16 protein-coding genes are annotated in these 14,310 nt (G+C 73.2%); 7 read left to right on the top strand and 9 right to left on the bottom strand.

The annotated features are described in order from the left end of the window. Nucleotides 1-3: 3 nt before the first annotated feature. The gene (locus tag ACTWM8_RS11295; protein ID WP_446213770.1) at nt 4-783 is read right to left on the bottom strand and encodes an SDR family oxidoreductase; all 780 of its coding nucleotides are present in this window, start codon (nt 781-783) and stop codon (nt 4-6) included. Then, a complete protein-coding gene (locus ACTWM8_RS11290; RefSeq protein ID WP_446213769.1) occupies nt 783-2,630 on the bottom strand; it encodes a glycoside hydrolase family 15 protein in 1,848 nt (615 codons plus the stop codon). The genes ACTWM8_RS11295 and ACTWM8_RS11290 overlap by 1 nt, the downstream gene beginning before the upstream one ends. 108 nt (nt 2,631-2,738) lie before the next feature. On the opposite strand from ACTWM8_RS11290, the gene ACTWM8_RS11285 reads away from it, so the two are divergent. Then, nucleotides 2,739-3,326: a general stress protein gene (locus tag ACTWM8_RS11285; protein WP_154938322.1), complete on the top strand. Its 588-nt coding sequence runs from the start codon at nt 2,739-2,741 to the stop codon at nt 3,324-3,326. A gap of 52 nt (nt 3,327-3,378) precedes the next feature. Here the strand turns inward: ACTWM8_RS11285 and ACTWM8_RS11280 are convergent, their stop codons facing one another. Beyond that, nucleotides 3,379-3,969, bottom strand: coding sequence for a DUF1684 domain-containing protein (locus tag ACTWM8_RS11280; protein WP_358002510.1), 591 nt, complete (start codon nt 3,967-3,969; stop codon nt 3,379-3,381). A 9-nt stretch (nt 3,970-3,978) separates the two neighbouring features. Then, complete coding sequence (locus ACTWM8_RS11275; RefSeq protein WP_446213768.1) at nt 3,979-4,521, bottom strand: GNAT family N-acetyltransferase; 543 nt, start codon at nt 4,519-4,521, stop codon at nt 3,979-3,981. A 159-nt stretch (nt 4,522-4,680) separates the two neighbouring features. Between ACTWM8_RS11275 and ACTWM8_RS11270 the strand changes: the two genes are divergently transcribed. Continuing rightward, on the top strand, nt 4,681-5,160 hold the full coding sequence (locus ACTWM8_RS11270; RefSeq protein ID WP_446213767.1) for a MarR family winged helix-turn-helix transcriptional regulator: 480 nt from the start codon (nt 4,681-4,683) through the stop codon (nt 5,158-5,160). A 10-nt stretch (nt 5,161-5,170) separates the two neighbouring features. Further along, the gene (locus ACTWM8_RS11265) at nt 5,171-6,157 is read left to right on the top strand and encodes a pirin family protein (RefSeq protein ID WP_446213766.1); all 987 of its coding nucleotides are present in this window, start codon (nt 5,171-5,173) and stop codon (nt 6,155-6,157) included. A gap of 46 nt (nt 6,158-6,203) precedes the next feature. On the opposite strand, the gene ACTWM8_RS11260 is transcribed toward ACTWM8_RS11265, so the two are convergent. After that, nucleotides 6,204-6,332 carry a hypothetical protein gene (locus tag ACTWM8_RS11260; RefSeq protein WP_257028442.1) on the bottom strand — a complete coding sequence of 43 codons (129 nt, stop codon included), beginning with the start codon at nt 6,330-6,332 and terminating at the stop codon, nt 6,204-6,206. Nucleotides 6,333-6,468: 136 nt separating this feature from the next. On the opposite strand from ACTWM8_RS11260, the gene ACTWM8_RS11255 reads away from it, so the two are divergent. Next, on the top strand, nt 6,469-8,058 hold the full coding sequence (locus ACTWM8_RS11255) for a phospholipase D family protein (protein ID WP_446214524.1): 1,590 nt from the start codon (nt 6,469-6,471) through the stop codon (nt 8,056-8,058). On the opposite strand, the gene ACTWM8_RS11250 is transcribed toward ACTWM8_RS11255, so the two are convergent. Further along, nucleotides 7,987-8,763 (bottom strand): hypothetical protein, encoded by a 777-nt coding sequence (locus ACTWM8_RS11250; protein WP_446213765.1) that lies wholly within the window; start codon nt 8,761-8,763, stop codon nt 7,987-7,989. The genes ACTWM8_RS11255 and ACTWM8_RS11250 overlap by 72 nt on opposite strands. A gap of 375 nt (nt 8,764-9,138) precedes the next feature. On the opposite strand from ACTWM8_RS11250, the gene ACTWM8_RS11245 reads away from it, so the two are divergent. Further along, nucleotides 9,139-9,963: a SigB/SigF/SigG family RNA polymerase sigma factor gene (locus tag ACTWM8_RS11245; protein WP_154938330.1), complete on the top strand. Its 825-nt coding sequence runs from the start codon at nt 9,139-9,141 to the stop codon at nt 9,961-9,963. Nucleotides 9,964-10,268: 305 nt separating this feature from the next. Here the strand turns inward: ACTWM8_RS11245 and ACTWM8_RS11240 are convergent, their stop codons facing one another. From ACTWM8_RS11240 to ACTWM8_RS11230, 3 genes are read right to left on the bottom strand one after another with little or no spacing between them, the layout of a single operon-like run. Continuing rightward, a complete protein-coding gene (locus tag ACTWM8_RS11240; RefSeq protein ID WP_446213764.1) occupies nt 10,269-10,862 on the bottom strand; it encodes a GNAT family N-acetyltransferase in 594 nt (197 codons plus the stop codon). Beyond that, complete coding sequence (locus ACTWM8_RS11235; protein ID WP_446213763.1) at nt 10,859-12,382, bottom strand: APC family permease; 1,524 nt, start codon at nt 12,380-12,382, stop codon at nt 10,859-10,861. The genes ACTWM8_RS11240 and ACTWM8_RS11235 overlap by 4 nt, the downstream gene beginning before the upstream one ends. A 51-nt stretch (nt 12,383-12,433) precedes the next feature. Further along, nucleotides 12,434-13,060, bottom strand: coding sequence for a GOLPH3/VPS74 family protein (locus ACTWM8_RS11230; RefSeq protein ID WP_446214523.1), 627 nt, complete (start codon nt 13,058-13,060; stop codon nt 12,434-12,436). Between the two features lie 144 nt (nt 13,061-13,204). On the opposite strand from ACTWM8_RS11230, the gene ACTWM8_RS11225 reads away from it, so the two are divergent. Together ACTWM8_RS11225 and ACTWM8_RS11220 are read left to right on the top strand one after the other, a co-directional pair. Beyond that, entirely contained in the window at nt 13,205-14,047 is an 843-nt protein-coding gene (locus ACTWM8_RS11225; RefSeq protein ID WP_377611840.1) for a helix-turn-helix domain-containing protein, read from the top strand. 40 nt (nt 14,048-14,087) lie between these two features. After that, entirely contained in the window at nt 14,088-14,288 is a 201-nt protein-coding gene (locus tag ACTWM8_RS11220; protein WP_446213762.1) for a DUF397 domain-containing protein, read from the top strand. Nucleotides 14,289-14,310: the final 22 nt, after the last annotated feature.

Genomic DNA, 14,310 nt, shown 5'->3' with positions numbered 1-14,310 from the left:
CGCTCAGGCGCCCTGGCCCTGGTTCTGCATCAGGCCGCCGTCCATGAAGTACGTCGACCCGGTGACGTAGTCGGCGTCGTCGCTGGCGAGGAAGACGGCCAGCTTGGCGATCTCGCCGGGCTGGGCGGCCCGCTTCCACGGGATGGACTGCACCTGTTCCTCCAGGTACTGCGGATCGTCGATCGCCCGCTGGTTGAACGGGGTGAGCACCATCCCAGGTCCGATGTTGTTGACGTTCATCCGCATCGGCGCCACCTCCAGGGCGAGGCTCTTGGCGAACTCCAACATCGCGCCCTTGCTGGTGTCGTAGTCCGCGCCGCCCGCCCGGGCCACCTCCTGGTGGATCGAGGTGATGTTGATGATCTTCCCCTGTCCGCCCTGGTCCCGGCGGTGCCGCACGAAGCGCCGGGAGCAGAAGAAGGCCCCGTAGACGTTGGTGCGCATGCACCGGTCCCAGGTCTCGGTGTCCAGGTCGGCGACCTCGATGCCGGAGGCGTCCACCCCCGCGTCGTTCATCAGGACGTCCAGCACGCCGAACTCGGCCAGCGCCTCGTCGAACATCGCCTCCACCTGCTGCTCGACGCTGATGTCGCCCTGCACCACCATGGCCCGCTGGCCGGCCTTCTCCACCTCGGCCCTGGTGTGGTTGGCCCCGGCGTGGTCGTGCAGGTAGTGCACCACCACGTCGGCGCCCTCCCGGCCGAACTCGATCGCCGTGGCCTGCCCGATCCCCGAGTCCGAGCCGGTGATCAGCGCGGTCCTGCCCGCCAGTCGTCCGGTCATCAGCGTGCTCCCTCCCTGGGTCCCGTACCGGCCGGCACGGGCTGTCGGTCGCCTTCCGTGGCCCTGCGGGCCCGCTCGTCGGCGGCGGTGAGATGACCCGCCGCGTTGATCAGGCCGATGTGCGAGAACGCCTGCGGGAAGTTGCCGAGGTGTTCCCCGGTCGCCTGGTCGATCTGCTCGGCGTACAGCCCGAGGTCGTTCACCTGGGCGGCGAGCTGTTCGAACACCCGGCCCGCCCGGTCCCGCTCCCCCGCCTTGGCCAGGCAGCCGACCAGCCAGAACGAGCAGATGACGAAGCCAGCGGGGTCGTCGTCCCAGCGGCGCAGCAGGCCGTCGCGGGACAGCCGCCGCTCCACCACGTCCATCGTCGAGCGCATCCGGGGGTCGTCCGCCGGCAGGAAGTCGACCAGCGGCATGAGCAGCACCGAGGCGTCCAGTTGGTCGGAGTCGAAGGCTCCGGTGAAGGCCCCGAGCCGCTCGTTCCAGCCGCGCGTGAGCACCGCCGCCCGCACCTCGTCGCGGGCCGCCGCCCAGCGGGCCACGTCCGCCGGGTCGCCCAGCCGGGAGCCGAAGCGGACCGCCCGGTCCAGCGCCGTCCAGCACTGCACCTTGGACGAGACGTAGTGCCGCTCGGCGTCGCGCGCCTCCCACATCCCGGCGTCCGGCAGCCGCCAGTCCGACACCGCCCGGTCGGCCAGCGCGCGCAGCAGGTGGCGGACGTCCGGCGACATCGGGTCCAGGTAGTACCGCATCAGCCAGGCCGCGTCGAGGATCTCGCCCAGCACGTCGGTCTGCCGCTGCCGCCAGGCGTCGTTGCCGACCAGGACCGGCCGGCTGCCGTCGTAGCCGGAGAGGTGGTCGAGGGCGTGCTCGGTGAGGTCCCGCTCGCCGTCGAGGCCGTACATGATCGGCACCGGCTCGTCGCCGATCCGGCCCATCGCCCGGCCCACCCAGGAGAACTGCCGGTTCGCCTCGTCCGGGCAGGCGGCCAGCCAGAGCGCCTGGAGGGTGAGGCTGAAGTCGCGTACCCAGACGAAGCGGTAGTCGTAGTTGCGGTCCCCGCCCAGCTGCTCGGGCAGCGAGGTGGTCGCCGCGGCCACCACCGCCCCGCTGGGTCCGTAGGTCATGCCCTGCACCACCATCGCGCTGCGCCGCACCACGTCGCGATAGCGGCCCTGGTAGTCGTCGTGCAGTGCCGCCCAGGACCGCCAGCCGGCGACGGCGTCGGCGATCACCTGGTCGGCGTCGGGCGTGGCCGGCTGCGCGTCGCCGTAGGGCGGGGCGTACCCGAGGGTGAAGCGGTAGGTCTCGCCGGCGCGGACGGTGATCCGGGCGGTGGCCCGGTCCTCACCGCAGTCCAGCGCGACGTCGGCGCGCAGTCGCAGCCGGCAGCCGCCGCCGGCGGCGTCGATCACCCCACCGGAGTCCGTCAGGTAGCCGCTGACCATCCCGTACTCGAACCGGGGCTGATACTCCACCAGCACCGGCACCTCGCCGGCGAGTCCCTCGACGACCCGGGCGAGCACCCGCGGGGAGCGCCGGCCGATGTCGTGCCCGCGCGCCCCGGGCTCCAGTGCCAGGGCGTCGGTGACGGCCACCGCGCCGGTCGCGGTGGTGAAGACGGTACGCAGCACCAGCGTGTCGTCCAGGTAGGAGCGTTCGCTGGTGTGCCCGCCCTCCGGCCGGATCGACCAGTGCCCCGCCCGGTCGTCGAGTAGCCGCCCGAACACCGACGGCGCGTCGAACCGGGCGGGGCACCACCAGTTCACCGAGCCGGCACGATCCACCAGCACGGCGCTGCTGCCGTCGGCCAGGAACCCGTGCTCACTGATCCGTCCGCTCTGCACGCCGGTGCCTACCCGGGCCGGCGAAGCGGCATTCCTCGACGTCGGCGGCGGTTGGGCGTTACCGGTGGGAACCGTCGGGAAGACGGGTGGCCGACGAAGGAGGCAGCGATGACCAGACCCTCGAACCCGACCGCGGCCTGGCGTCCCGGGATGCCGGGCGACGAGAACCTCCCGTCCGGTCCGGCCGGCCGGCCGGCCGCGCCCAGCGGTGACGGGCACGGCCCGCAGACCGGGCCGCCCACCGTGACGATCGGCTCGTACCCGGACTATCCGTCCGCGCAGCGGGTGGTGGACTACCTGGCCGACAACCGGTTCCCGGTGGAACACACCGCGATCGTGGGGACGAACCTGACCCTGGTGGAGACGGTGCTCGGTCGGTTGACGACCGGACGGGCCGCATTGCTCGGCGCGGGCACCGGAGCCTGGTTCGGGCTCTTCATCGGCCTGCTGTTCGGCATCTTCACGGTCGGCAACTGGCTGGCGGTAATCCTGGTCGGGCTGGTCATCGGCGCGATCTGGGGTGCCGTCTTCGGCGCGGTCGCGCACGCCATGTCCGGCGGCCAGCGCGACTTCACCTCGGCCAGTTCGCTGCGCGCCGGCCAGTACGCGGTCACCGTGGACGCGAACCTCGCCGACCAGGCGCGTCAGCTGCTGGGACGGATGCACCTCACCCCGACCGGCGCGACGGCCCGCTGAGCACGTACCCCGACGCCCCGGCGCACCGCGCGCCGGGGCGTCGCGGCGTGGGTCAGGCCCGGTGGTACGCCAGCTCGCCGGCCCGGATCGGCACGTCGACCCGGTTCTCGGGCGGGGCGAGCGGGCAGGCCCACCGGTCGTCGTAGGCACAGCTGGGGTTGTAGAGGTAGTTGGCGTCCAGGCGGACCCGCCCGCCGGGGAGCACCGTGAGCCCCCGGCCGTACGTGCCCTTGACGGTGTCGGTCAGGTACCGGCCGCCGCCGTAGCTCTCCCGGCCGCAGGTGCCGTCGCGCAGTGGCACGAAGAGCCCGCCCCCGTACGCCTCGATCCACCACAGGGTCAGCGGGCCCCACGGGGTCTGCGCCACCGCCACCCGCCGGTAGGTCACCACGCCGTCCGGGCCGCCGGTGTCGATGCTCTCGGTGCCCGATGCGGGGCGCAGCGGCGCCTCTACGACGGCGTCCGGGTTCGGCGGGAACCAGCCCAGCCCGGTGAAGGCCGCCCGGTCGGCGGCGGGCACCGGACTCTGCGGGTGCCCCGCGAACAGCTCGTCGCGGGCCGCCCGGAAGCCGGCCAGGTCGAGGTCGGAGAGGTAGAGCCGGGCCACCCGCTCCCGCCAGTCGAGCAGCTCGAGATCGTCCACCCGTCGAGCCTAGCCGGGCCCCGGGTCAGGGTCGGTGGCCAGCCGGGCGTGCAGGTGCTCGTCGTGGCGGCGGCCGTCGCCGTACCGGTGGGAGTCGCGCATGGTGCCCTCGATCGGGTACCCGGCCCGCGCCGCGACCCGGCAGGAGGCCGGGTTGGCGACCGCGTGGCAGAGCTCGATGCGGTGCACCCCCAGGTGGGCGAACGCCCACCCGCCGAGCGCGGTGACGGCCCGGGAGGCCACTCCCCGGCCCCGCGCGGCGGCGGCCGTCCAGTAGCCGATCGAGGCGTTGCCGTGGTGGATCTGGAAGAGCGAGGCCCCGCCGAGCAGGGTGCCGTCGGCGGCGTCGGTCACCGCGAGGGACAGCTGGTCCACCGCCGTCGGGTCGGCGCGCCGGCGCAGCCACTCGCGCGCCCCGGCCTCGTCCCGTACGCCCTGCGGATTCCACCGCTCGACCTCGGGTTCCCGCAGCGCCGCGAGCACGGCGGCGGCGTCCCGCGCCCGCCAGGCGCGCAGCAGCAGGCCGGGGGCGGTCAGCTCGACGGGATCCACGGGCCGGAGTGTGGCACGGCGTGCCGCCGGCCCGCCCGCGCTTTCCGCCGACCGTGTTCCTTCACAACTGAAGTATCCGGCTGCTTGCCCCCGCTCCGCCCCCCGTCGGCAGCTCGAAGAGAGCTTGTTTAAATTTGAAGGAGTGCTACAGTCGTAGCCGTGACGGAGAGTCTGGACAGCGCGCGGATGGCCGGCTGGCGCGCGTACATCGAGGCGAGCCAGCGGTTGTTCACCCAGCTGGAGGACGACCTGCGCGCCGACCGCGGCCTGAGCTTCGCCGACTACCACGTGCTGGTCCTGCTCGGCGAGGCTCCGGGGCAGCGGCTGCGGATGGGCGAGCTGGCCGACCGCCTGGTCTTCTCCCCCAGCCGGCTGACCTACCAGATCACGTCCATGCAGCGGCGCGGCCTGGTCGCCCGGGAGTCCTGCCCGCAGGACCGCCGGGGCAGCGAGGCGGTGCTGACCGCCGCCGGGCTGCTCGCCCTGCGCGAGGCCGCACCGGGGCACCTGGCCTCGGTCCGCCGGCACCTGATGGACGACCTCGACGACGCCGAGGTCGCCACCCTGACCCGGGTCTTCGAACGACTCGGCCGGCGCCTGCGCGCCGACCGCGACGCGTCGTCCACCCTGAGCGACTAAGGAGTTCGCGATGCCCGCCATCACCGTCGACGACGTCCTCGTCCTGCCCCGCCTGCCCCGGCTCGACGAGAGCACCAGCTTCCGTCCGGTGCGCCGCCTGATCACCGCGCCGCGCGGCTACGAGGGCGAGGGCTTCCCGGTGCGCCGGGCCTTCGCCGGGGTGCCGATGACCGAGCTGGACCCGTTCATCCACCTGGACCAGATGGGTGAGGTGGACTACGCCCCGGGCGAGCCGAAGGGCACCTCGTGGCACCCGCACCGCGGCTTCGAGACCGTGACCTACATGATCGACGGGATCATGGACCACCAGGACTCGCAGGGTGGTGGCGGCACCATCACCAACGGCGACACCCAGTGGATGACCGCCGGCCGTGGCCTGCTGCACATCGAGGCGCCGCCGGAGCACCTGGTGATGAGCGGCGGCCTCTTCCACGGCCTCCAGCTCTGGGTCAACCTGCCCAAGGTGGCGAAGATGAAGCCGCCGCGCTACCAGGACATCCGGGGCCGGGAGGCGGCGCTGCTCACCACGCCGGACGGCGGGGCGCTGATCCGGGTGATCGCCGGCGAGGTGGCCGGGCACCGGGGCCCGGGCTCGACCCACACCCCGATCACCATCGCCCACGTGACGCTCCAGCCCGGCGCCGAGCTGAGCCTGCCCTGGCGGCCGAACTTCAACGCGCTGGTCTACGTGCTGGGCGGCCGCGGCACCGTCGGTACCGACCGGCGGCCGGTGCGCACCGGCCAGCTGGCCGTGCACGGGCCGGGCGACGCGCTGCGGGTCACCGCCGACCTCCGGCAGGACGCCAACACCCCGGCGCTGGACCTCTTCATCATGGGTGGCCGGCCGATCCGGGAGCCGGTGGCGCACTACGGGCCGTTCGTGATGAACACCCGCGCCGAACTGGTCCGGGCCTTCGAGGACTTCCAGGCCGGCCGGCTCGGGGTCGTCCCCGCCAAGCGGCTGCCGCACACCGGCGGCCAGGGCGACCGTCCCTGATCGCACGCCAGGGCGCCCCGGTCCACCGGGGCGCCCCGCGTCGGCCTCAGGAGACGGCGAAGATTCCGGCGACCCCGAGGATCACCATGAGCAACACCGCCAACAGCGCACCCCGTTCACTCTCCACCGCCTGAGGGCGGTACTCGGTCACGGGGTTCGTCGTCTCGGCGGGCATGGTGTGGCCTCCTCGGTGTGCGCGTCTCGGGTCCGACAGGTGCCACCACCAGGGCACGCGGAGCAGGCCCGGCGTGCGTACCGGCGGCAGGACACCTACCGTGAGGACGTTGTCGACGACCTCGGGGGGCTGGAACGTGGCGATCCAGGATTGGTTCCTGACCGCTGAGGAACGCGCCAACCCGGTCTCGGTGTTACCCATCTGGACGGCGGGAAACCTCGCCGAGCCGTTGATTCACGGTGCGGCGTACTTCGACCGGCTGGTCCGCGAGGTGGAGGCGCTGCGCGCCGGTGACCACCTGTTCTTCACCGACTGGCGTGGCGACCCGGACCAGCGGATGCGCCCGGACGGCCCGACGGTGGTCCAGCTCTTCGCCCGGGCCGCCCAGCGGGGCGTCGTGGTCAAGGGGCTGGTCTGGCGCTCCCACCTCGACGCGCTCTCCTACAGCGAGACGGAGAACCGCAGCCTCAGCGAGGCGATCTGCGCGGCCGGCGGCGAGGTGCTGCTCGACCAGCGGGTCCGGCGGGGCGGCTCGCACCACCAGAAGCTGGTGGTACTGCGACACCCCGGCGCGCCGGAGCGCGACATCGCCTTCGCCGGCGGCATCGACCTGTGCCACAGCCGGCGCGACGACGCGGCGCACCGGGGCGACCCACAGGCCGTGCAGATGTCCCCCCGGTACGGCCCGCACCCGCCCTGGCACGACGTGCAGCTCGCCGTCCGCGGCCCGGTGGTCGGCGCGCTGGACACCACGTTCCGGGAGCGCTGGACGGACCCGATGCCGCTGGACTCGGAGAACCCGCTGGCCTACCTCCGCGACCGGCTGCGCGGCGCCGACCTCAGCCCCGATCCGTTGCCCGAGCAGCCGGCCGACCCGCCGCCCTGCGGCCCGCACCGGATCCAGGTGCTGCGCACCTACCCGGCGGTCCGTCCCCGCTACTCCTTCGCGCCGGACGGCGAGCGCACCGTGGCCCGCGGCTACACCAAGGCGGTACGCCGGGCCCGCCGGCTGATCTACCTGGAGGACCAGTACCTGTGGTCCACCGAGGTGGCCGAGCTGTTCGCCGACGCACTGCGGCACAATCCCGACCTGCACCTGGTGGCGGTGGTGCCCCGCTACCCGGACGTGGACGGCCGGCTGGCCCTGCCACCGAACATGGTCGGCCGCGAGCAGGCGCTCTCGCTCTGCGACAAGGCCGCCCCGGACCGGGTGCACGTGTTCGACGTGGAGAACCGCGAGGGCGAGCCGGTCTACGTGCACGCGAAGGTCTGCGTGGTCGACGACGTGTGGGCGAGCGTGGGCAGCGACAACTTCAACCGCCGGTCCTGGACGCACGACAGCGAGCTGTCCTGCGCGGTGCTCGACGCCACCCGCGACGAGCGGGCGCCCACCGATCCGACCGGCGAGGGCGACGGCGCCCGGGTCTTCGCCCGGGACCTGCGGCTGCGGCTGTGGCGCGAGCACCTCGACCGCGACCCGGACGGCGGCGAGGACGCCGACCTGCTGGACCCGGAAGCGGCGGTGGAGGCGATCACCTCGGCGGCCGACGCCCTCCAACGGTGGTACGACGGCGGCCGGCAGGGCCCCCGGCCCCCGGGCCGGCTGCGCCCGCACCGGCCGGAACGGCTGCCGTGGCTGACCCGGCTCTGGGCGCTACCGGCGTACCGGCTGGTCTACGACCCGGACGGCAGACCGCTGCGGGCCCGGCGCGCCGGCACCTGGTGAGGCGTCGCCACGTGCCGCCGCCCGCGCCTGCTGCGCGACGTACGGGGTCAGCCCACCCGGGTACGCGAACGCGGTGCGCGGGGCGTAGAAGCCCCAGGTGATCAGCAGCGGGTTCTCCGGGCGCAGCGCGTAGACCGGGTGCCCGGGCTCCAGGAACTCCACCGACTCGATCTCGAACGGGTCGACCGTCTCGGAGATGAACGGGTAGACGGCACTGAGCAGCTGCCCGGCGCAGCGGGTGATGTAGCGGTGGTGCCCGGAGTGGACCACGTGCCCGGTCTCGCCGACCCGCGCCCGCGCCCGGATCAGCGGCGACCCGTCGGCCACCGTCTCGGCGACCAGCGCCTCGCCCCGCACGTCGATGGTGGTCCGGCCGAGCACCGCGGGAGCGCCGCGGGCGGCCGCGTACTCCCGCACCAGCGGGCTGGAGGTGACGTAGTGCGTCCACCAGCCGCCCGGCGTCACCCCGTCGGGCGCGTCCGCCCCCTCCAGGGCCACCCCGAGGTAGGTCAGCGAGTAGGCGCCGAAGCCGGAGGTCTGGGCGGCGTCCTCCACCACGTACTGGTTCATGAAGACCTGCCGGTCCCGGCGCGGCCGCAGCCCGGGCGGCACGAGCGCGGCGACGGCGTCCGGATCCGCCGGCAGCCAGCTGAAGTGCAGCGTCCGACTGTCGACGACGAGTTGCGGATCCGCGGGGTCCAGCACGACGCCTCCGTACCGATGGGTGTATGGCGACGCTACGTGCGGTCCTGTCAACGGGACAAGGACGGAAAGCCGACACTCGTCCGCCATGTCGGTTCCGTGATTGACCGGTCGGTCGGCCGGCGCGGCCGACCGGACGGGACGAACGAATATCCGCCGGACACCGCCATCGGTCGAGCGACCCGGTAACGGTGATCACAAGCCGGCACGTTTTCGTCCGTTAAGTGCCTTTCATGACTCGAAATCACTTAAGTACATCGTCCTTTCGGCTAGATTTCGTCAAGCCGATCAGGCTAAGGTGAGTCCCGAACGGACCATCTGAAGCTAAACCAAAGCGTCACGTCTTTGTCCGCGGACGAGGTGCAGGGAGGACCACCCATGACCGCGCCAGCGACCACTGAGCAGCCGGCCACCGCCGCGACGACCACCGAGAAGCTGGACCCGCGCGCGCTCACCGACAGCGCCGCCGACCTGCTCAACGCGATGGCCGCACTGCCCGCCAACCATCCGTCCCGCGCCGCGATGCGGGACCGGGCGATCGAGGCCTGGCTGCCGCTCGCCAACCACCTCGCCCACCGCTACAGCGGTCGCGGCGAGCCCACCGACGACCTGGCGCAGACCGCCGCCGTCGGCCTCATCAAGGCGATCGACAAGTTCGACCCCTCCCGCGGCGTCGACTTCGCCGGCTACGCCATCCCGACCATCATCGGTGAGCTCAAGCGGCACTTCCGCGACCGCACGTGGGACATCCGGGTGCCCCGCCGCCTCCAGGAGCTGCGGCTGGCCATCTCCGACGCCAACAGCTCGCTGCTGCAGACCCTCGGCCGCTCGCCGACGGTCGCCGACATCGCCGCCCACCTCAAGCTCACCGAGGAAGAGGTCCTGGAAGGCCTGGAGGGCGCCCGCGCGTACAACGCGGTCTCGCTGTCCACCCCGACCGGCGACGGCGACCGGGCGACCGAGCTGGGCGACATGCTGGGCGGCGAGGACAACGAGTTCGAGCTGGCCGAGCTGCGGGTGGCCCTCGGCCCGGCGCTCGCCACGCTCGACGAGCGCGAGCAGAAGATCCTCACCCTGCGTTTCTACGGCAACCTGACCCAGTCGCAGATCGCCGAGCAGATCGGCGTCTCGCAGATGCACGTCTCGCGGCTGCTGGCCCGGGCGCTGACCAAGCTGCGGGGTCAGCTCGACGGAACCTACTAGGGTGCGCTGACGGCGGCCGGGTCGGCGGACCCGGTCGCCGTCGCGTCCTTCGGGCCCGGTCGGCGGTTCGCCGACCGGGCCTTTCCGTGCCTACACCCCGCACCGCGGGCGGCGGATCCCGCATCGCCACGCCGGGCCGGCCGGCACGCGGGCGGCGCGCCATCCGGGCAGCCGCCCCGCGCCTCACGCTTTGCGGCGTGTCGCGGTGTCCGGGGCGGCGGATCCCGCGACACGCCGCAAACCGCGTCGGCTAACGCGAAGGCCGGCGCCAGCGGTCGCCGGCGCCGGCCTTCGGGGCCCGGTGCTCAGTGGCTGCCCGGCTCCCGCCACATCGGGTAGAACGGGGAGCCGTCGGGCAGCCGGAACGGCTCGCCGACCCGGTAGCCGTGCCGGGCGTACAGGTCGCGGCTGCGTTCGCTGCTCGCCTCCAGGTACGCCGGCACGCCCGCCGCGTCCAGCGCCGCGTGGTGGTGCCGCAGCAGGGCGGTGCCGACGCCCCGCCCCTGCCGCTGCGGGGCCACCGCCAGGAACGCCAGGTGGTGGTGGTCGTCGTGCGGGTGGTGCGCCTCGAACAGCGTGTCGAGGTGCTGGAACCGCTCGGTCCACTCGCCGCAGGCCGCGGCCAGCCGCTCGTCGTAGTCGGCCGGTGGCGGCGCCGGGTCGCCGGACTGCGGGAACCAGACCGCGACGCCGGACCGGTCGGCGGTGGCGTGGACCTGGCCGTGCCGCATCGCGTGCTCGACCAGGATCTCGAAGTTGTCCGCCAGCACGGCCTCCCGCTTCGAGGCGTCCGGCACCAGCCACCGCGTCGCCGCCAGGTCGTGGAACGCGCCGGCGATCCGCTCGGCGACCGCCCGGGTCTCCGCCGCCCCGAGCCGCTCGACGGTCAGCCCGGTCACCGCGGTACCCCCGCCCCGGCCGGCGTCGGCTGGCCCGGCTCCGGCAGCATGGCCGCCGCGGCGCTCTCCGCGCCCAGGCCGATCCGCGCATACACGTCGGGGCGGCTGCGCCGCAGGACTACGCCCCAGAGCACGCCGAGCAGCGCGGCGACCGGGTAGACCGCCGGGATCGCCCAGCGCAGCGGGGAGTCCGGCGCGACGCCGAGCAGGTTGGCGAAGTTGTCCAGCGCCACCACGATGATCACGGCCAGCGCGACCGCCGCCAGGCCCGGGGCGATCGCCCGCCGCCAGACGGTCTCCCGCACCCCCTGCCGGGCGAAGAACGAGATCACCGCGACCGAGGTCGCCGCGATCAGCAGCAGCACGCCGAAGCCGCCGCCGGTGCCGGCCCAGTAGAACAGCTTCAGCACCGGGTCCCAGCCGTTCACCGCGTAGAGCACGATCACCACCAGCCCGAGGACGCTCTGCGCGAGCGACGCCACCCGGGGCGACCCGGTACGCGGCGAGGTCTGCCCGAACGCGGCGGGCAGCACCCGCTCCCGGCCGAGCGCGAAGGCGTACCGGGCGGTGGTGTTGTGGAACGAGATCATCGCGGCCAGCACCGAGGTCACGAAGAGCGCCTGGCCGATCAGCACCGCGGTGTCGCCGAGGTGCTCGCCGGCCAGGTTGAAGATGAGCATGACGCTGTCCTGGCCGGCCCGCTCGGCGATCCGGTCCGGCCCGGTGGCGACCGTCATCGTCCAGGACGACAGGGCGTAGAGCGCCGCGATGATCGCGACCGAGAGGTAGGTGGCCATCGGCACCGTCCGGCGCGGGTCCTTGCTCTCCTCGCTGAACACCACCGAGGACTCGAAGCCGACGAAGCCGGTGATGGCGAGCACGAGCACCGCCCCGGCGCCCGGCACGAAGAGGTTCTCCGGCGACAGCGCGGCGACGCTGACCTCCCCGCCGGCCGGGTGGGTGAGCTGGGCGAGGTCGTAGACGACGATCACCGCGATCTCGGTGACCAGCAGCACCGCCAGCACCAGCCCGTTGATGTCGACCCGCAGCAGACCGAGCACGGCGACCAGGCCCCAGGCGACCAGGGCCACCACCCACCACTGCGGGTGGCCGCCGAAGAGCCGGTCGAGCACCGGCTCGGCGGCGATGCCGATGGTGCCGTAGAGCCCGACCTGCAGGGCGTTGTAGGCGATCAGCGCCACCCAGGCCGCGCCGACGCCGGCCGGCCGGCCCAGCCCGCGAGAGATGTACGCGTAGAACGCGCCGGCGTTGGCGACGCGGCGGGCCATCGCCACGTAGCCGACGGAGAAGAGCACGAGCACCGCCGCGACCGCCAGGAAGGCCAGCGGGATGCCGGTCACGCCGGTGACCGCGTACCCGGTGGTGACCACCCCGGCGACCACCGTGAACGGCGCGGCGGCGGAGAGGACGAAGAAGATGACCGAGGGGACGCCCAACCGGCCACGGGCCAGGGCGTCGGAGACGTTGCTGGGGCGTTCCAGCGTCGAGGTGGGAGACATGGGGGCGGCTCCGGTTCGAGGGGGGATGAGGGGGGATGGTGGTGGTGCAGATCAGGGGATGCCGCGCAGCACCGCCGCGCCGACCGCGGCCTCGGTGTGCGCGACGAGTTCCCGCAGGGGGGCGGGCAGGGCGGGGATGAGCACGCCGAGCCGGTGGTGCGCCCGGGGTCCGGCGCTCCAGAGCACCTCCCGGCTCAGCCCGGCGGCGCAGACCAGGCCGAGCAGGACGGCGTCCGGCACTCCAGGGGGATCCGGCCGTTCCAGCAGGGCGCGCAGCCGGGTGGCCGGCCACGCCACCACGTTGAGGTCGATCGGGACGTAGCTGACGCTGGTGCGCAGCAACCGCCGGCTCTCCTGCCGGCGCAGCACCCCGGCGCGGGCCAGCCGCTCCCCCACCGACGTGGTCGCCGTCTGGGCCAGGAAGCTCAGCCAGGTACGCACCGACTGGTGCTGCGACTCGCCGATCAACTGGTCCAGCACGGTGTGCGCCAGGGCGTCCGGCGGTGGACGCCGGTCCACCACCGTGACGAGGCCGCCCGAGACGGTGATCTGTCCGAACAGGATCAGTTCGCCGAGGAGGGTGCCGGCGAGCCCCAGCCCGGTCGCGGCCGGGTGCAGTTTCGCCTTGCCCCGGCTGTCGTTGTGGGCGATGAGGAAGAACTCGTCGGCGATGAGCAAACGAGCCTCCAACGCGGGTTGTCCACAAGTGATCGACGCCGGGTGACAGGATGCCCGCACCCCCGGGTCATTGCAACTCCCGGATTCGATGGTTGCACTCCGTGCTGGCGCGACCTGCGGATCTTGCCGTGCCAGACTCAGAGGGTGACCGCCAGCCCCACCGTCCGCCGCCGCCGGATCGCCCGCGAACTCCGTCAACTGCGCGAGCGCGCCGGCATGACGCTCGACGTCGCCGCCCGTCAGCTCGACATGTCCAAGAGCAACCTGTCCCGGATCGAGAACGCCCAGATCGGCATCAAGCCGCGCGACGTGCGCGCCGCCCTGGCGCTGTACGCGGTCACCGGCGCGGACGCGGAGGCGCTGATCGAGATCGCCCGCGGGGCGCAGCAGCGCGGCTGGTGGCAGAACTACAGCGACGTCCTGCCGGAGTGGTTCGAGTTCTACGTCGGACTGGAGGCCGAGGCGGCGACGCTGCGCACGTACGAGGCGGAGTCGGTGCCCGGTCTGCTCCAGACGGAGGCGTACGCGCGGGAGATCTACCGGCGCACCGCGGGCGAGGAGGGGCTGGAGCGCAAGGTGGCCGCCCGGCTGCGCCGGCAGGAGGTGCTGCGCCGGGAGTCCCCGGTCCAACTCTCCGTGGTGCTCAACGAGGCGGTGCTGCTGCGCCCGGTCGGCGGTGCGGCGGTGATGGCCGAGCAGCTGACCCACATGGCCCGGATCGCACAATCACCGAACGTAACTATTTACGTACTTCCATTCATGACCGGGGCGCATCCGGCGATGAGCACCCCGTACGTCATCCTGCAGTTCGCCGACGCCGCCGATGCCTCCGTGGTCTACCTGGACAATCTCACGATGGGGCTGGCTCTGGAGGATGCCGGTCACGTGCGCGGGTATAGCCTTGTGCACGAGGAGCTGTGCCGCATGGCACTGGATCCGGCGGACTCCGTGGCCCGCCTGGAGGCCGCTTCTCGTAACTTTGCGTGACCGCATCGCGGCACGCCCGCAGAAGACGAGAGGTACGGGGATGACCGCGCTCGATCTGGCCCGGGCGGACTGGCGCACCAGCACGCGCAGCAGTGGCAACGGAAACTGCGTGGAGGTCGCCACCGTCGACGGTCGGGTCGCCGTCCGCGACAGCAAGGATCGGGGCGGGCCGGTGCTGGTCTTCCCGTCCGCGACCTGGGTCGCCTTCGTCACCGGCGTCGACGCGGTGCGCCCCGGCTGACCGCCGGGTGCCACAGTGGGCA

The organism is Micromonospora sp. IBSANI012 (assembly GCF_052814045.1).
This window is presented reverse-complemented; position numbering and strand designations above follow the sequence as displayed.